Source organism: Fulvivirga sp. M361, from assembly GCF_007097395.1.
GTDB lineage: Bacteria > Bacteroidota > Bacteroidia > Cytophagales > Cyclobacteriaceae > Fulvivirga.
The window spans coordinates 15232-34351 of the sequence record NZ_VKDC01000007.1 but is presented as its reverse complement, the minus strand read 5'-3'; the positions used below and the strand labels follow the sequence as shown (position 1 = coordinate 34351).

Annotated in this window: 8 protein-coding genes; 6 read left to right on the top strand and 2 right to left on the bottom strand. The window is 42.2% G+C overall.

Features of this window, described 5'->3' with window-relative positions:
* The first annotated feature begins 5 nt into the window (after window positions 1-5).
* The 3 genes from FNH22_RS09420 (at window position 6) to FNH22_RS09410 (ending at window position 3588) form a co-directional block, all read left to right on the top strand.
* Window positions 6-1991: a LysM peptidoglycan-binding domain-containing protein gene (locus FNH22_RS09420; protein ID WP_143398117.1), complete on the top strand. Its 1986-nt coding sequence runs from the start codon at window positions 6-8 to the stop codon at window positions 1989-1991.
* A gap of 169 nt (window positions 1992-2160) precedes the next feature.
* Window positions 2161-2541 (top strand): response regulator, encoded by a 381-nt coding sequence (locus FNH22_RS09415; protein WP_143398350.1) that lies wholly within the window; start codon window positions 2161-2163, stop codon window positions 2539-2541.
* Between the two features lie 135 nt (window positions 2542-2676).
* Window positions 2677-3588, top strand: a complete 912-nt coding sequence (locus FNH22_RS09410) for a DUF3078 domain-containing protein (RefSeq protein WP_143398116.1) — start codon at window positions 2677-2679, stop codon at window positions 3586-3588.
* Between the two features lie 6 nt (window positions 3589-3594).
* Here the strand turns inward: FNH22_RS09410 and FNH22_RS09405 are convergent, their stop codons facing one another.
* Window positions 3595-4020 carry a hypothetical protein gene (locus FNH22_RS09405; protein ID WP_143398115.1) on the bottom strand — a complete coding sequence of 142 codons (426 nt, stop codon included), beginning with the start codon at window positions 4018-4020 and terminating at the stop codon, window positions 3595-3597.
* A 224-nt stretch (window positions 4021-4244) separates the two neighbouring features.
* The gene (gene dnaX, locus FNH22_RS09400) at window positions 4245-5348 is read right to left on the bottom strand and encodes a DNA polymerase III subunit gamma/tau (protein WP_143398114.1); all 1104 of its coding nucleotides are present in this window, start codon (window positions 5346-5348) and stop codon (window positions 4245-4247) included.
* A gap of 200 nt (window positions 5349-5548) precedes the next feature.
* On the opposite strand from dnaX, the gene FNH22_RS09395 reads away from it, so the two are divergent.
* The 3 genes from FNH22_RS09395 (at window position 5549) to FNH22_RS09385 (ending at window position 19023) form a co-directional block, all read left to right on the top strand.
* Window positions 5549-6211 (top strand): hypothetical protein, encoded by a 663-nt coding sequence (locus FNH22_RS09395; RefSeq protein ID WP_143398113.1) that lies wholly within the window; start codon window positions 5549-5551, stop codon window positions 6209-6211.
* A gap of 96 nt (window positions 6212-6307) precedes the next feature.
* Window positions 6308-9265 carry a CHAT domain-containing protein gene (locus FNH22_RS09390; RefSeq protein WP_143398112.1) on the top strand — a complete coding sequence of 986 codons (2958 nt, stop codon included), beginning with the start codon at window positions 6308-6310 and terminating at the stop codon, window positions 9263-9265.
* Between the two features lie 653 nt (window positions 9266-9918).
* Window positions 9919-19023, top strand: a complete 9105-nt coding sequence (locus tag FNH22_RS09385) for a choice-of-anchor J domain-containing protein (protein ID WP_143398111.1) — start codon at window positions 9919-9921, stop codon at window positions 19021-19023.
* The last annotated feature ends 97 nt before the right edge of the window (window positions 19024-19120 follow it).

Below are 19120 nucleotides of genomic sequence, written 5' to 3'. Positions count from 1 at the left end.
CACTTATGAGGTCACGATTTTTAGCGCTATTGGTGCTGTTGCCTGTTTTTTGCGGAGCCCAGGTACCCAGGGTTCCTGCGAAAATGGAGTTTGCCAATCTAAAATTGCGTATTGCTGATGGCGCCAGGGCGGAGATCCAGAAAGATGTAGACCGGCTTCACAGGAGCCCTACCTATTTTAATATTCAGGTAGAAAAAGCAAAGAGTTATTTCCCTATTATCGAGAAAGTATTTGCCCGGGAAAAACTTCCGGATGATTTCAAATACCTGGTATTACAGGAAAGTGGTCTGGTGTCAGATGCAGTTTCTTCTTCGAAAGCGGTAGGCTTCTGGCAGTTCAAGGATTTTACCGCCATGGAAGTAGGTCTGAGGGTGGACCGGCATGTTGATGAACGTATGAATATAGTATCGGCCTCTCACGGGGCGGCCAAGTACTTGAAAAAAAACAATTTCACCTATTTTGATAACTGGTTAATGGCCCTTCAGGCTTACCAGATGGGGGCAGGAGCAGCCTTAAAAGCCGGTGTTGAGAAATATCGTGGTGATAAATCGATGGTGATCAATAAAAAAACCTATTGGTATGTAAAGAAATACCTTGCACATAAGATTGCCTACCAGGATGCAATAAAAGGAGAGGGACAATTAAAGTTGATAGAGCATCATGCGGAAGCGAATGAAACATTGTCCGGGATCGCAGCCATTTATCGTGTGGACGCAGATGAAGTAAAAGAATACAATAAGTGGCTGAAAAGAGGTAAAATACCCTCAGACAAAAACTACGTTGTTATTGTACCTTCAGATGCCTCTTCACCAGCTTTACTGGCTTCTAATCATGATCGAAACGAGAATACTGTTACTTTAAGCAGCATCCCGGAAATAGCCTATAACTTTGATGATCCGGCAGAATTCCCGAAGATCAAAGGCGCTGAAAAGGCTAATTTTGGGAGTGTTATAGTTATTAATGGACTTAGAGGTATTATAGCTGGTCCGACAGACAAGATCCCACAATTAGCTAAAAAAGGCAGACTGGAACTTGCCAAATTCCTTAAATACAATGATCTGGATATAGATGACAAAGTGAAAGCTGGTCAGGCCTATTACTTAAGACCAAAAAAGTCGAAAGGTAAAACACATTACCATGTGGTACAGCCAGGTGAGACACTTTGGGATATTGCTCAGAAATATGCTGTCAAACTTAAAAAACTACGTCTTAAAAATCGTATGAAAGACGATGCCATTAAACCTGGTCGTGTGATATGGCTTCGTTATATAAGACCTGCAAAAGTACCTATTGAATACAGGGAGGTAGAAACGGCGCCTGAGGTTCCTGTTCAGGTAGTTGATAAAGAGGTAATAGAAGTTTTACAAGTAACTACGTCCGAAGAAGAGGCAAAAGACCAGGAAATCGATGAAAGAGTAACACAACCATTAACATTACCTGAAAAACTGGATTCACTTGAACAATTGCAAGATGCCCCTCCTTTGTCACCATCAGATTCTTTGAATGAGGAGCACAAGGAATATGTTACGACTGAAAAAGAGCCTTCATCTATCAGTACATTGGACGAGGAGGTCGCCGGTCAACAAGACCAAACGGGCACATCACAACTTTCCCGGGACGTTGTTCGCAGAACACACGTGGTAGTTGCAGGGGAAACTTTCTATGCTATTTCAAAGATATATGGTGTTAGTGTATTGAACATTTTGGAATGGAATAATCTGAAAATTAATGACAAATTAAGCATTGGACAAGAGTTGACGGTATATCCGGAACAAAGCAGTGGAGCATCTGCTGAAAGCATACCTAAAGAAACCCTTGAGGAGGATGAAAAGTTTATACTGTATACAGTAATTGAAGGAGATACACTATACAGTATAGCTCGAAATCATGGTGTTACTATACAGGATATTGTACAATGGAATGATAAAAAAGAACTAAGTATTAAGTTAGGAGAGAAAATTAAGATCAAAAACTCTATGAAAGTCAAATAAATATGTCTCTGGTGGAATGGATTTGTTTTTTTTAATTATACCTTCGCAATCAACTCTGAACTAGTTGCTTTTTTTGATTAAAAAGAGATATATTTAGTCAAATTTACGCCAACATATTATTCACAAAAAGAATTGAACGTTGAGTGACTCCAAGCCAATAGAACTGGTAATGCTCGTAGATGATAATGATACAGATAACTTTATCAGTAAACGTATCATTGAAATAACGAAGTTTGCCAACCGGGTCGAAGTTAAGAATTCAGGGAAGAGCGCACTGGATTATCTCAGGGAAAACCAGGATAATATAGACGATCTTCCAAATCTCATATTTCTGGATATTAATATGCCTATTGTAGATGGCTTTGTATTCCTGTATGAGTTTGAAAAATTCAGTGATGTTATTAAGGACAAGTGTAAGGTAATCATTCTGTCCAGTTCAGATAACAAACGTGACATTGACAAGATTGTGAATAATAATCATGTGATAAAATTCATCACGAAGCCACTTACTGAAACTGCTCTGGAAGAAGTGAAGGTTAATAACCTCTAACAGGTTTTTACTGCTTATCGTACCTACTCTAAGAATTAACGAGTAAAAGAGTGTATTCATAGAATATGCTCGTTAACCTGTTGATGTTCAATTAAAATTGTGCAAATTAAAACTCATCTTAACCCATTCCGGACCATGAAAAAAAACTTACTCTTGTCGCTATTGGTACTTTTGAACGTTTATTACCTGAACGCTCAATCCCCTGACACCACTTATTGGAAAAAGGCCTTTAGGGCCGGGATAAATTTTAATCAAGCCTCTTTTTCAGATAACTGGACAGGGGGTGGTGTTAATTCCATAGGGGTGAATACATTTTTGAACTACAAAGCAAATTATACCAGGGACGTCCATTCATGGGACAATGAAATTGACCTGGCTTATGGTGTGCTGAAGAATGATGGACAAAGTAGCAGGAAATCACTCGACAGAGTTTTTTTAGATACCAAATATGGAAGAAAGCTCAATGCGAAATGGTCACTGTTCACATCACTATCACTTCTCACACAGTTTGCCGATGGTTTTGCCTATGACCAGGAAAGACCTAATGGTGAAACGTATGATAGCTTGATCTCAGGCCTGTTTTCACCTGCGTTTATCACCACATCACTGGGTTTTGAATATAAACCTGTTGACTATTTCAGCTTAAGGCTATCCCCGTTCTCCCCGAGGATCACCGTTGTTTCAAATGATAACCTGGCCAATACTCCGTCACCAGAGGATCCGTTAAAAGGTGCTTTTGGTGTGGATCTTGGCGATAATATCAGAACAGAATGGTTGGCTTTTCAGCTCGTTGCGGATTTTAATAAGGACATAGCCAAAAACCTGAACCTGAAATGGAAGTACATTCTATTTGCCAACTATGAAGAATTGGAGTTTGATAAGATAGACCATCGTTTGGATCTATTGCTTTCTGCTAAAGTAAACGACTTTATGGATGTAAGCTTAGGCCTGATCATGGTGTACGACTTTGATCAGGTAGATGAAGTTCAGTTAAGCCAGGCGTTGAATCTTGGTGTAGTTTACAATTTTAAAAACTATAAGGAATAACGATAGCTAAAAATCGGGATCTAATCCTAGCCTGTTTTTCAACTCATGAAGAATAGGCTTTTTTTCTGCCATATATTCAAACTTTTCTTTGTTAGTGTAAGGAGTTCGTACAGACTCTTCTTCATGCAGCTCAGCGCTTAACTCTATAGCACCATTGTTTAAGGCAGTTTTTAAATGGGTGATCAGGTCCGACCGGAATCTATCCAGTATGTTGAGTTTTACAGCGTTGGTGAGCTTCAATACTATTTTATGATTATCAATTAGTTCGATCTCTTGCTTAAGTACGGCATATTCGGAATCTTTACCTTCCTTTTTTCTGGCTTCAGCAAAGTGGTCCCATTGCTTTTTTAAGTCTGCAAGTGTGAAAGGGTCAGAACCGTAGGTTTCTTCTGTTTGCTTTTTGCTCTCGTCCTCTTCTGCAGGTAATTGCATAGAAGAGATATTTTTCAGGTCAGCTATTCCAGGTGTTGATTTTAAGTGTGATGGCCTGGTTTTAGTTGTAGGGTTAACTGACTTAGGTACAGTTGATTTTAATGGAGCAATAGGTGTGTCTGGCTTCGTGCCTTGTTCAGCAGGTGATACACTTTCTTTTGCAGGAGCTGAAACAGGCCTGGCCGATTCACTTTTTGTCGGTTCGTTTGGAGCTGGCTCGCTCGCTACATTACTTTTTTTTTTAATCCATCCTCCTGATGAATGGCTAAATTGACAGCAGCGTTGATATGTGCCATTTTCATCAGTGCAAGCTCTACATGGAGCCGTTGATTTTTGCTGGATTTGTAGCTGAGATCACACTGGCTGGCTATATTCAGACATGAAAGAACAAAAGATAATGAGGCATTATTAGCTTGCTCAATGTACCTGGCTTTGGTGTTATCAGGAACCTCCATGAGCTGTACAGTAGCATTATCCTTACATACCATGAGGTTACGAAGGTGTTCACTTAACCCTATGATAAAATTATGACCATCAAACCCAAGCTTTAAGATCTCATCAAAAAGAAGTAGTGTTTGACTTAGGTTCTCAGCGAGCAAATAGTCTGTTAATTTAAAATAGTACTCATAATCCAGGATATGAAGATTATCAATGGTAGACTGATAAGTGACATTTCTATCTGAAGAAAATGTTACGATAAGATCAAATATTGATAACGCATCTCTTAAGGCACCGTCTGCCTTTTGAGCTATTAAATGCAACGCCTCATCTTCAGCGGAAATATTTTCACGTTCCGATATTCTTCTTAAGTGACCTGAAATATCCGATACCTGTATCCTGTTGAAATCAAAGATCTGACACCTTGACAATATGGTGGGGATCACTTTGTGTTTTTCAGTAGTAGCCAGGATGAAGATAGCATATGACGGTGGCTCCTCCAGCGTTTTTAAGAACGCATTAAACGCTGCGTTGGAAAGCATATGTACCTCATCAATGATATAGACCTTATACTTGCCGTATTGCGGTGGATACCTTACCTGGTCAATCAGGTTACGGATGTCATCCACCGAATTATTTGAAGCCGCATCTAATTCGAAGATATTAAGTGTATTAGCTTCATTTTCCTCATCAAACTCATTGATCATGCGGGCCAGTATACGTGCACAAGTAGTTTTACCTACACCACGTGGGCCACAAAAAAGGAGTGCCTGCGCAAGTTGATTATTGTCAATGGCATTCTTAAGCGTAGTAGTAATATGTTCCTGACCCACTACCTCTTCAAAACCCTGAGGCCTGTATTTTCTGGCTGATACTACAAATTGCTCCATTGTCTCGAAGTTAAAAAAAACTAAGCGGCATTTTAAATCTCTGATAATAAAATGGTGATGAGTGTTTACATTTTATTTTCATAGGGCATAAAGCAGCGGTATGACCAAATTTCAAGGCCCTCACTGACTAATTAATGGCCCTGAGGATAAGGAAAGAAACATACCCATTAACATTTATCAACCTTTAAAACCAACTGAAAATGAAAAACACTCACTTTAACATGATGATCTTATTATCCATTGGCTTAGGCCTGTTTGGCTGTCAACTGGAAGGAGATCAGATCTTTGAAAAAAACAGGCTTAAGACGGACTATCTAAATGGAGAAGAATTGTCCCAAACATCGGAAGAGGCTCCTTACCCTTTTGGCGAAATGTACAGTATTGAGACAATTAAAGAAGAAATCAGGGCCATAGAGAAAGGTTTTGTTCCTGATATCGGAGTGGAGGAGAGATTACAAATACTGGAAGAGCATATGGAATTTGCTGAACTAAAATTGTTCCTTGTAGTAACAAGGTCTTTACTACGCCCCAAACTACGAAAGCCAATATGTCCACCCAGACCTCGTGGTGATTGTAGAAATGATCGGGATATGATCGATCTCGATCAATTTGAGATGGTACTATTTTCTAATGAAATGCCTGAGAATATTGAAGGTATCATCGTACAAGGGAAAGATGAGATACCGGTTGGAAAAATAGAAGATAGCATCTACGATCCTGAAAACAAACAGGCCAAAGTTTATTGGGGATATACCGGAGAGTACATTCCCGGTCAGCCAGTCACGATTTTGGTTGAGATACATACTGAGAAGGGGAAAGATATGTTGTCTATGCCATTGGACGAAGTAGTAATAAAGTGGTAAAATAGCAAATCTAGTGTTAGATGTTTGGCCTGTATGGTTTTATAAACTGTACAGGCCATTGTATATATAGAAGGTAAGTTATTTTATATTAGTGGGATGCGACTTAAGGTACAACAGAGAGTTTTACTTTCTTTTCTTTTTTTGCTTTCTTTTTCACTGTTTTCCCAAAGCGATCAGACTTCTTTAGACAGGGTCATAACTCTTATAGAGAATTATGATTTTGAACGGGAGATGGAGTTTGAGGTTTATTTAAGACCCTATCTTGATGATGCGAAAAAAAATCAACAGTTTGATGTTTGGCTCTACCTCCTAAGTGAATTAATAAGCAATGAGTATGGCCGCACTTATTCACCTGCTGTAGAGCAATGGATCTTTGAAGGAGATAGTATTTTAAGCTATTGTGCTGTGCCCCTTTTTGCTCAGAATGCAGATAGTAGTGTTTTTTATGATTACGTAGAGGTTAAAGGTCATCATAGGTATGATATGACTCAGTTTCATGAGGCCATTCAACTATATAAGTTGCTGATAAAAAATGAACCCCAAAACGTAGAAGATAGCATTGGTTACGCTATATACCACAGTCATTTAGGTAACGCCTACCTTTCTGTGGATAACCCTAATCAGGCATTGTTTTACTACGAAAGATATCTGGCCTTACTTCCGACCAATTTAGCAGAATACTTCGGCCATGACGACACCCTCTTTTATCAAATTCTGGGTTGGGCGTATTTGGGTGGGGCATGGTATAACAAAGCTTATGATAACCGGAGTGAGCTTTTCTACCGTCGATCATTGGAGGCTTATCATAAAGCCATTGCCTTGTTACAGGAATTTTCAAAACCTGATAGTTATATCAATACCATTCTAAGTACTTACTATGGGCTCATTAGTCTTCACCAGGATTATGAGAAGTATGACAGCGCATTGGTTTATTTGGACCAAATAGAACCTTACGAAGATACATCAAGTCGATTGCAACATCGAATACTGACCTTAAGAGGTAAACAATATCTAAAGCTGGGGAAAGAAGACCTTGCCCTGGATTTTTTTAACCAGGCGCAGCAGTTGCATGATAATAACCCGGGCAAAACGCATTATAGCTCCTATAATATAGCTAACGAAATAGCTACTGTTTTTGCGAAACAGGGAAAATTTGATCAAGCCCTGGTAAAGGTACAGGATAACCTGTTTTCACTTGCAGATGGGCAAACCTGGGAGGAAGTAGAAGATAATCCGGCGTTAGATCATGTGATCTTTCTTACCGAGGCTATTGCCACTTTACAAGTGAAAGCAACTATCCTAAGGTCTTATTTTGAAGCAACCGGACGGCAACATTATTTAACGGCCAGCCTGGATGCTTTTAGGCTTTGCATAGCGCTATCCTTACGTGAACGGGAAACCAGGGTAGGTAACCTGGCCAGACAGCAATATATCTACACACATCGCAAACTGGTTGATAAAGCGTTGAATACCTGTTTGATCGGGCAGGATATACTCGGTTCTGATATAACGGCAGGGTATGCATTTCAGTTTATTGAACAAGGCAAGTCTTTGCTTTTACGTGAAAACCTGCAAAGTGACCGTGCCATTTATGAACTGGATGTACCAGACGGTTTAATAGATTTATTAGATGAAATAAAGCAGACCCACCTTGGTTTATCTCAGCAGATCCGGGAGACTACAGACCGCGCCCGGATATCACAGTTTTTTAGCGATCTTAAAAAAACCGAGGATAGATTGGATTCGCTAAAGTCTTTCATAATGACTTCTTTTCCTGAGTTTGTAAAACTGAGTAAAAACTTCCCTGAGATCACCTTGCACGATTACCGGACTTTAATGAGCGATAAAGATAATTTACTATCATGCTTCCGTGGGGAAAGTGCTTTTTATCTCTTAGTTGCAGATAAAGAACATGCTGAATTAATGCACGTTCCTGATGCGGATAGCATCGCAAATGCTACTCAAAGCGTTTTATCTGCAGTGAGAAAGGTGGATGGAACGGCCGATAGGGCCCTCGCACATAGTTTGTATTATCTATACAACTGTTTGATAGCACCTGTGAAGCCAATAATACAAGAAGAGGAACATGTGACTGTTTTTCCGGATGGTCATCTTGGCTATCTGCCATTTGACTTGTTACTTAAAAATATGCCCATGGAGGAAGGCTTTAGCCATTGGCCATTTCTGGTTTTCGATCATTCGTTTAACTACGATTATTCTGCTACCCTACGTATTATGTCTGATTTTACGTCTATGGAAAGGACGAAAAATTACTTTGGAGTGGCGCCAGCTTATACAGTAAAGTCCAGTAAGGATTTGATGACTAAAAAGAAAGACTCTTTGAAATGGATTGCCGAACGTGATATCGGTGAGTTGAATTATAATGGCGAAGAAGTGATTTATGCCAGAGATCTTTTTAATGGTCAGGCTTTAATGGGAGCCGACGCCACCAAAAGGAATTTTCTTACAAGGGCTGAAAAGAATGGCATTTTACATTTGAGCATGCACGCTTATGTAGACGAGCAAAATTTTAATCATTCCGGGTTGGTATTTGCCGATTTTAATCCTTCCAGGCAACTGCTGCCTGGCGCAGATGGATTCCTGACATTAAAAGAACTGCAATTTTTGGATCTGGATGCTGAAATAGTAGTTTTAAGCGCTTGTGAAACCGGTTATGGTTATTTAGAAAGAGGTGAAGGGGTCATGTCTTTGGGCAGGGCTTTTAAGTCTTCCGGTTGTAACGCTATGGCTATGAGCATTTGGAAAGCAAATGACTATGCCACATCGAAAGTTATGAGCTATTTTATGGATCAGCTTTTTAGAGGTGTTTCAAAAGATAAAGCGCTCCAACTGGCAAAGCTCCAATACCTCGAAAATGCAGATAATAACACTTCAAACCCTTATTATTGGGCTCCCTTTATTCTACATGGTGATCCCCACACCCTAAGTTTTGTCAAGCCGAAAAAAAACTACCTGTTACCTGCTCTTATAGGATTAGCCATTTTACTTGTGATGGTGTATGGATACTATATGGTGAAAAGGAATCATTCGTAAAGATCATCACCTGGTACTGACACTTCAGACTGGACACATGTTAGTTTTTTTTGAATCTATAGGTATTGACTATCTAATTTTTGTACTATTTATTAATTATATCAGGCCTTCTCTTTTTTTACTGTAAGTATTGTGCAATTGAGTGCAGTTTTACTCATATCATGTTGCTTTGAAAAATTATATTTCATATGTAATATATTTTATTATTATCACCTTATAATTTCCCGGATTAAGTTTTAGCTTGCATTACAGGTGGATTGAGAGGAGTAGGCATTGAGATCAGAGCTGTTTTATTTTTAGCCTGAGGTTCCAAGAATTGTACAGTTGACTTATTGCAGCGGTTCTTTTCTGCATTTTTTTAGACGATTAAATGAATGTGAAAAGACACTGACTAATGGGGGCGTACGATCTTGTAATGTTGCTAAAATTAATTGCCGGTAATGCCGCTTATAAGCTATTGAAATACCCCGTACTCCGGGGTTTGAAACCATACTGTATTTCCTGTCCGGGAAATACTACTGTCCTGAATATTAATTACTGCTATGGATTGCCTTTGGCGCCATTTGCCTATCTGTATGGAAGGGTATTTATACCCCTGCTAACTCAATTAAGAATAACCAATAATAATTATATACAATCTAAACCAAAATCCAATGAATCTAACAGTTACCAGAACGAGATTTATCTTGTTACTGGCAGTGGTGTTCCTACCGCTGATCAGTGTGGGACAAATCTCTGACACAAAGAACAGTACCAGGCTAAGGCCTAATGTTAAGTACAACTATAAGAAGTTGGCGAAACAGGTCAATCCAGGTTTGAGAGTCACCGGAAAGTGGGACAATCCTGCACTTCGTGCGGCCTACGATTTTGCTCGTTTAGCCAACCCCGGCACCGGTAAAATTCCTGATGCATTTCGTGAAAAAGAATTGAATTATGTCAGATCCAGCCGCTCTGGTCTGCAGAATTCATTTAAGAGACCAAATTTTTCAAGGGCCGCATTCGCTGCAGGTGATCAGTCTACGCCCTGGGTGAACCGGGGGCCATTTAATGTAGGTGGCAGGACCAGGGCTTTGGCCATTGATCGAACGGATGAAAATATCATTCTGGCAGGAGGCGTTTCCGGAGGATTGTGGAGATCTACCGATCAGGGGCTGAACTGGGTTAAGATCACCCCGGGTCAGGAGCACCCGAGTATAACAGATATCGTTCAGGACCCACGTCCGGGATTTGAGAATGTCTGGTATTATGGTACAGGTGAGCTATCTGGTAACTCAGCCAGTGACAATGGTGCATTCTACGGAGGGAATGGTGTCTATAAATCTACTGACGGCGGACTTACTTTTAATGTACTTCCCAGTACACAAAATAATACTCCCGGTACTTTTTCCAGTGATGATCCTTTTGATTTGATATTGGGAGTGGATATCAATCCTTTGAATGGTGATCTGTATGTAGCTTCTTTTGTTGGAGTACATCGCTCCACGGATGGAGGCGCTACATTTGAAGAAGTAATCCCCGGTGAATTTGCAGATGCTACGGATATTCATATCACCTCAACAGGTGTATTGTATGCTACCATAAGTGGTGATGCAGCTGATAGAGGTCTTTTTCGATCTACAGATGGAGCGGCAGGTACCTGGACGAACATTACTCCGGCGGCTTTCCCGGCATCTTTCGGACGGACGGTGATCCATACTGCTCCAGGGAATGAAAATGTATTATATCTTTTATCTGTAACTCCGGGTTCGGGTACAGTGGGTATGAGCTTTTGGAAATATACCTATGTTTCCGGTGACGGAACCGGAGCCGGAGGGGTATGGGAAAATCGATCGGCTAACATCCCCACTCTTGGCGGTAATGTTGGCGACTTTGAGCCGCAGGGAGGATATAACCTGATTGTAAGAGTACATCCAAATGACGAAAACATTGTTTTCATTGGTGGTACCAATATTTATCGTTCATTTGACGGTTTTGCTACCGGTATAGATGCTACCAATTGGGTCGGTGGTTATGCGGTAACCAATGATTTTGGAGTTTACACCAATCATCATCCCGATCAGCATGGCATGGAGTTCTTTGCATCTAATCCCGATAAAGTTATTTCAAGTCATGACGGAGGTGTCTCTATCACGGATGACATCCGGGCTTTTGATGCCGGTGGTCCCCAAGGTAATGAATCCGTTACCTGGACATCTTTGAACAATGGCTATCTCACCACACAGGTTTATGCCCTTTCTATAGGCCCCGGTGATCAATTACAGGCTGGGTTTCAGGATAACAGTACCTGGTTTATTAATAATACAGGTTCGGAAAACCCCTGGACGCAGGTAGCCGGAGCAGATGGTGCGTATAATTCATTCAGTGATGATGGTACTTTACGCTATGTATCTTTTCAGAGAGGCACTACATTCCGTCAGGAATATAGTGATGCAGACAGTGACTCACCCCTGACCTTCGATTTTATAACCCCTAACGGAGCATCAGGCTTTCTGTTCGTCAACCCGTTTGAGTTAGATCCTAATAATGACGAGATCATGTACATGGCGGCAGGTACTTCTGTTTGGAGAAACGATGACCTTCCTAATGCAACTCCGGTGGTAGGATGGACACAATTAACAAATGCTTCGTTACCTTCAGGAAGCGTATCCGCGATCGGTATTTCTACTCTTCCTGCGAATATTCTTTATTTTGGTTCTACTGAAGGTGAGTTGATAAAAGTAGAAAACGCCAGTACAGGTAACCCGACAGGTGTTTCGGTAGCCGGATCAAATTTTCCATCGGGCAATATTACCAGTATTGACGTGAATCCAAGTGATGGAAATGACGTCATTGTATCCTTTTCAAATTACGGGGTCGTCAGTATTTTTCGAACCATTGATGGTGGAAGCAACTGGACCGACATCAGCGGTAACCTGGAAGAAAATGTAGACGGAACCGGTAATGGCCCTTCTGTGCGCTGGGTAACGCGTGTAGGGTTTAACGATCGCTTTTTTGCCGCTACCAGTACCGGCCTTTATTCTACTGAACTGCTGGATGGAACTTCTACCGTTTGGACACAGGAAAGCCCTGATGGTATAGGTAACGTAGTTATCGAGCAGATCAGAAAAAGAGATTCTGATGGATTGGTGGTGTTAGGGACGCATGGAAATGGCCTTTATTCCGCAAACTTCGAAGTGACTCCTCCAGCCATTCTTGTGACCAACCCGGTGGCTAATTTTGAAGTGGATGTCAATAGCGAACCCACTGTTCTCGACCTGGCGAATGTTTTTGAGTCAACGTTGGACCCACCATCCAGCCTTACACTTACTGCATCAAATGATAATGCAACACTACTCACTGCTACCCTGAGTGGTACGGAACTTACACTCACCTATAATCCTGATGAATTTGGTGAAGCATTGATTACGCTAACAGCCACTGATGAGGCAGCTAATGAAGCAAATGAATCTTTTACGGTTACGGTAAACCCACCACCATTAGTGATTACGGAGTTTCCATATGTTGAAAATTTTGAAAATGGCGAAGATGGCCCGGGCTCTTTCCCTCGTGACTGGCAGGTAACAGCTGCACCACCCTATACATGGACTGTACTAAATGGACCAACCCCAACCGGTGGTTTTAATGGGGCTACGGGACCTTTGGTAGATCATACCACGGGTACGCCCAATGGATTTTATGTCTATACGGAATCTTCCGGGGGTGTAGTGGGCGATACTACGGAGTTAATCACTCCTCCCGTAGTGATTACTGGTCTGGAGCGACCATCTTTTGAATTTTGGTATCATTTATTTGGGGATGATATCGTTTCTTTTGAAGTAGAAGTGGTGGAATTAGACGGTACGGCAACCAATGTGTTTTCACGAACTGGTCCTGTACAAACAGCCCAGGAAGATCCTTATTTGTTGCAAATCATTTCATTAGAGGGCTATTCGGATACTTTGCAGGTAGTATTCAGAGGTATTAGAGGAGCCGTAGCTACGGATGGTTTCCTTGGAGATATGGCTATGGATGACGTGCGTTTCTTTGAGGCGCCAGAGCAGCTGGTTGTAGCTGATCCCCTGGAGCTATCAGAAGAATTGGAACAGGGTGAAACGTCAACACAAACGTTGACTTTGACCAACGTTTCCGATGAAGATGTAACGTTCGATATAAGCCTGGAAGATGAAGCCGGGGGTGTAGGGACTTCTTCTATTAAGCAAGTAAGGCTAAAAACCGAAAAAGCTGCCACACCGGTGGCTAAAAGAGCTTCACCATTTACCGGAGTCCCTATAGATGCTAATTCATCCAGATCCATCCCATTGGACAATACTGTTGGCAGGATGTCTACGGAACAATACGGTACGGGTTTTGAAGATTTTCTCGAAGGCGATATCAATGGCCAGCAGGGTTGGGTAGGACAGTTCGCTAACTGGGTAATAGAAACTACCAATCCGGCACAGGGTTCACAGCAGTTGCGAAGCCTTTCCGATGGCCTTGGGCAAACATTAGCTTTTTCACCCTCTGTTCCCATAGGTACGGATCCTGTATCTTCCCTTTCGGTCATGTTAAGCCTGCAGGGCACCGGAACCACCTGGGAGATTATACCGCAGTCGCCGAGTGAAGAGTTGGTGAACACCAGGCTACGTTTTACTGCCACAGGAGGTATAGAAGTTTTGATTTCAGATGGATTAGATGGGAGTTTGTTTGTTCCAATACCAGTGGCAATACCGGATGGGTATTTTAAAGTCGACATCGAGATTGTAAGGGCTACCCGGGAAATGACCATTTCTTTTGACGATGAAGAAGTTTTCAGCGGCCCGGCTATTACCGGTAATATAGAAGAACTGGTGTTATTATCACCTATGGAAATAGCTGGCTCTATACTCGATATAGATGATGTTCAAATATTAGACGGAGAAGTGGAGCGAGGTGCTCCTTTTGTAAGTGTGACACCATTAACGGGTATAATCACAGCCGGCTCTTCTGTGGATCTTGATGTTACCTTTGATGCTACGGATCAGGATTTTGGGACTTTTAATACCAATATTGTAGCCACCATCAATGAGGGGAATGATGATCCGGTAATCGTACCGGTAACCTTGAATGTTATCGGCGATCCTGCGATCCTGGTAGAGCCTACCGTAGTTCAGGAAGTAGTGGATTTCAATGTTATGTCTACCCGTATTGTTGAGATACAAAATACCGGAGGAGAGGTATTGGATTATAATTTAACGGTCATAGGCGCTGATATTGGAATATCCACGACGGAAATGTCAGATAAAATGGCTTTGATGACTGCCCCGGAAAAACGACTCATGGATAGTCGTGTCACCTCAAAGCTTAATAAAGACAATGCAGGCTCTATTATTAATGACGTGCCCTTGCCTAACCAGGGACTTATCACCATAGGAGATGTGTTATTTTCTGAGGATTTTGAAGGAGGGATATTTCCGCCTGAAGGATGGACCCGTATTGATAATGAAGGCACAGGAGTAGAATGGAGTTTTGCTGCAGATGCCGGAGAGGGTAACTATGCCGGCAGTGATGAAGCTGCCACAGTAAGCAGTGACGAGTTTGGAGAAGCTGAACACGATGCAGAATTATGGACGCCCGTTATAAATGTGGCAGGTAGGGAAAATCTGACCCTTAAATATAATGTCAACTATCAAAACCTGCAGAACCTGGACTTCTTTGACCTTGATATAAGTACAGATGGAGGGGCCACATGGGTGACCTTACTAAGCTGGAATGAGGATCATGGCGCTTTCAGGAGTCTCCCAGGGGAGCAGGTAAATATGCCTTTGGACGACGCTTTGGCAGGGGCTGAAGAGTTTATTATCCGTTGGCATTACTACGATCCTAATACAGGGGATTTTAACTGGTATGCACAGATTGACGATGTGGAGATCATTGAAAACACGGAAGTGTGGATGGCACTAGATAAAACATCCGGGACCGTAGAAGTAGGAGAGACGGCTGAAGTTGAATTACGCTTTGATCCTACAGTGGTAGATCCCGGGTTTTACGTAGCAGGTATCATTGTAAACAGCAATGCCCTGAATACCCCTGAAGTAGGTGTAGTGGTAAGTATGCAGGAGTTGAACGCTGCTAAAATAGTAACTGATACAACGTTACTCGTTGAAGAGCTGGTAGCGGGGAGGTCAGATACTCAATCGCTGACCATCAGCAATGAAGGGGAGAGTGCATTGAACATTCAATTCAAAGAAAACTTCTTAAATGTAGGTACAGTAGCTGCGGGAGCTTCTACTGTCCGTACCATGTCAATAGATAAAACACTCAGCAACGGTGAACCTCTGGATTTAATAAGTTCCGCAGCTATCATGCTCCCTGAAATTCAAGGTGCTATGGCCATAGAGCCACCGGTAGAATTTGCAGATATCCAGTATGCCACTAATTTTGATACCTTCAGTCCGGGGGATATCAATGGGCAGCAAGGTTGGGCCGGTCAGTTTGTTAACTGGGTCATTGATACTACGAATTCATTAAGTGGTAGTCAGCACATTCGATCTGTAGCGGATGGCCTTGGTCAGACATTGGCCTTTACACCTGAAGTTGGTATTGGTATGGATGCTATATCCTCCATGTCGGTAGGGATAGATCTTGATGGATTGGGGGCTACCTGGCAGGTCATACCACAATCTAACACTGCGGAACTTGTCGTCACACGTGTGATCTTTAACGCTGATGGTACAATAAGTGGTGTGGTAGCTGATAATGGTGGTGAGCTTCGCCCTATTGACGTAGCTATACCAGAAGGGTACTTTGAAGTAAGCATAGAGGTAGAAAGAGCTACCAGCCTGTTTACAGTATACTTTGACGGTGAAGAGGTATTTACAGGCGAAGGTTTTACCGGGGATATTGAGCAGGTGGTACTTCTGGGTGCTATGGAAATCTCAGGTCCTGTAATGGATATAGACAATTTACAGATAGTGGATGGTCGAATACCTGAGCCAAGCTTATCCGTATCGCCATCTGTAGCTACCCTGGCAGCAGGTGAGTCACTGAACGTAGCAGTTACGTTTGATGCGACTAACCTTACAGGCGGAGTTTATGAAGAGGACCTGATTATAGTAAATAATGATCCTACCGCATCTGAGTTTGTAATTTCTACTATACTTACTGTGATTGATGCGCAGGTAATTGCTGTTAATCCGGACTCTGTCAAAGCAGCTATTCCCCAGGGTGAAATGGTATCGAAGACGTTGACAATTGCTAACGAAGGTGAGGCTGACCTGATCTTTAAGATCAATATCGAATCTGACCTGGAATTGCCTGCTATATCTTCAATCGATAAGGTCATTTTACCTGTGAAAGACTGGAGGGATGACGAGGGCATCCTGAATAAACTGGCCGATAGTGAGGATAGTATGGTGGAAAGTGACGGTACTGAAACACCACAAGGTTTATTGAGCGCCAACAGCGGAAGGCTGACCGTACTGTTTGAAGATTTTGAGGGAGATACTTTTGCTCCCGAAGGCTGGAAAGTGGTAGACAATGAAGGTACGGGTGTAGTTTGGGGTTTTGCCGCTGTTAATGGAGAAAGTAACTATACAGGTACCGGTGAAGCAGCTACTGCCAGTAGCGATGCTTTTGGTACAGCAGAATACGATACAGAGCTTTGGACCCCTGAGTTAGAGGTGGCAGGACCCGGCATGGTACTGGAATACCTGGCCAATTATCAAAACTTGTCAAACAGAGACTTCCTGGATGCAGATATCAGTGTGGATGGAGGTGCTTCATGGACTACCATGCTGAGCTGGAACGAAGATCATGGTGCTTTTTTCAGCACTCCCGGAGAACTGGTAACGATACAACTGGATGACTACCTGGCAGGCGCTGAAACATTTATCGTAAGATGGCGCTATTACAATCCGTTGACGGGTGATTTTGACTGGTATGCACAAATTGATGACGTTTCTATTGGAGTAACAGGCTTAACACTTAGTCAGCTAGCCGATACGATACCTGGTGGTTCTTCTGTAGACATTGAGGTGAAATTTGATGCATCAATGATACAGCCTGGGCGATATGGGGCAAATCTCGTTATTTGTAGCGATGACCTGAGAAACCCGGAAGTGACGGTACCGGCTATATTGGATGTGCTTCAGCCTCCAACCATAGCCATTGCTCCTGATACATTGAAATTTTCCATATTTGAGGGCTTTGAAACAGAAGGCGGCTTTAATATCAGTAACCTGGGTGCCGGTGATCTTGACTACAACATCGCTTCAACGCCTGACTTTGTATCCGTACTCTCCGGAGGCACCGGGGTCATCACACCCGGCAGCAATGTAGATGTGAGCCTGAATATAAGCGCTGTTGGCCTGTTGCCCGGAAGCTATATCGAAACTATTTTGATAGACAGCAATGATCCGAACAAACCGGTAGCGGAGGTGATCGTAGATCTTACCGTAATGGAGTTTGTGGTATTGGATATGGAGCTTGAATCCGTATGTTCTGATAATCCGGATGCACAGCGTGTCTGGAAGGTGAATAACCCCAATACATTTGAATGGGACGCTTTTTGGTTCATTATCGGTTCTACCGAGTCGGATAGCATTACTCTGCAGCCAGGTGAGAACATGTTCTACAGTACTACATTGACAGACCGGCCAAATACACTCAAATTAAAATGGCTGGATGAAGATGATAATACGAAGGAAACCATAGAAGAGTCTGCATTTAATCCATGTGAGATCGCTGACCTTAACCTTACTTCTGTTTGTTCTAACAATCCTGAGCTATTCAGAAGGTGGAGAGTGAGAAACCCTAACCCATTTGTGGTAATGATCGACTGGGAAGTGGTAGGGACTACTCAGATGGGCATGATCAACGTGGCTGCCAATGATGATACTTTCTTTTTTACCGAAGCATTGTCAGGTCCGAATACTACCAAGATAAAGTGGTTAGACGCAAATGGTGAACTGCAAGAGGTAGTAAAAGCTTCCAGCGGAGAAATGTGTGATATCAATAACGCCTGTAACGGTGGAGAGCTTATTGCATTTGATCAGGGCAAGCGAAATGACGGCCGGGCGATATCGGGCAAGCGTAGTAATGCCACGAATGCCATAGGAACGCCTGAACAGGGAGACGGATTTAACTTTGTCTCACTGGGTTTCGGTGGTTCTGTAGTCATTGCACTTAACAATACCGTGTTCGATCAGCCCGGAAATGACTTCTTACTTATCGAAACGTCGTTCCGTGATGCTAACCGTTCATGTGACAGCTACCCTGAAACGGCAGACGTTTTTGTATCACGGGATGGTGAAAAATTCTTCTTTGTAGGTCAAGCCTGTAAAGACACGGAGTTTGACATCGCTTCAGCCGGGTTGATGGATATTTCTTATGTGAAAGTGGTAGATACTTCTAATCCCGAGGACTTTGGTCCGAATGCTGACGGGTTTGATGTGGATGGTATTGCATGTATTAATGCGCATTCTTCACAGGCGTCGCCTTTCTCACTTAGCTTCTCTGAAAACAATGTTCCCGACGAGGAAGTGGAAAGTACGATTATCACTTTCCCTAATCCGTTTGTAGACAAAATTGACGTGAGTATGGAAGTAGAGGAAGATGGTCGTTATGAAATGATAGTACACGACCTGTTCGGTACAGAAGTATTCCGAGGAACCGTTGAGTCTACGTTTGGTAAGATAGATACCCAGATACATACTCAAAATCTGGCAGACGGTACTTATACACTAACGATCCTTGCGGAAGATAATTCTTTAAGATCTTCAAGCTTGCTTATCAAGCAGTAAGTCGTTAAATAAATACAGGTAAAAAGAGGCTGTCTTGCTAAAAGGCAGCCTCTTTTTTATAAGGCTCCCATCCAATAACCCATTCTAAGGTTAATCT

Excerpts from the sequence above, each read along its gene's own strand:
- FNH22_RS09420 (WP_143398117.1), top strand. The coding sequence starts at position 6 with ATGAGGTCACGATTTTTAGCGCTATTGGTGCTGTTGCCTGTTTTTTGC.
- FNH22_RS09415 (WP_143398350.1), top strand. The coding sequence starts at position 2,161 with ATGCTCGTAGATGATAATGATACAGATAACTTTATCAGTAAACGTATC.
- FNH22_RS09395 (WP_143398113.1), top strand. The coding sequence starts at position 5,549 with ATGAAAAACACTCACTTTAACATGATGATCTTATTATCCATTGGCTTA.
- FNH22_RS09405 (WP_143398115.1), bottom strand. The coding sequence starts at position 4,020 with ATGCAATTACCTGCAGAAGAGGACGAGAGCAAAAAGCAAACAGAAGAA.
- dnaX (WP_143398114.1), bottom strand. The coding sequence starts at position 5,348 with ATGGAGCAATTTGTAGTATCAGCCAGAAAATACAGGCCTCAGGGTTTT.
- FNH22_RS09390 (WP_143398112.1), top strand. The coding sequence starts at position 6,308 with ATGCGACTTAAGGTACAACAGAGAGTTTTACTTTCTTTTCTTTTTTTG.
- FNH22_RS09410 (WP_143398116.1), top strand. The coding sequence starts at position 2,677 with ATGAAAAAAAACTTACTCTTGTCGCTATTGGTACTTTTGAACGTTTAT.
- FNH22_RS09385 (WP_143398111.1), top strand. The coding sequence starts at position 9,919 with ATGAATCTAACAGTTACCAGAACGAGATTTATCTTGTTACTGGCAGTG.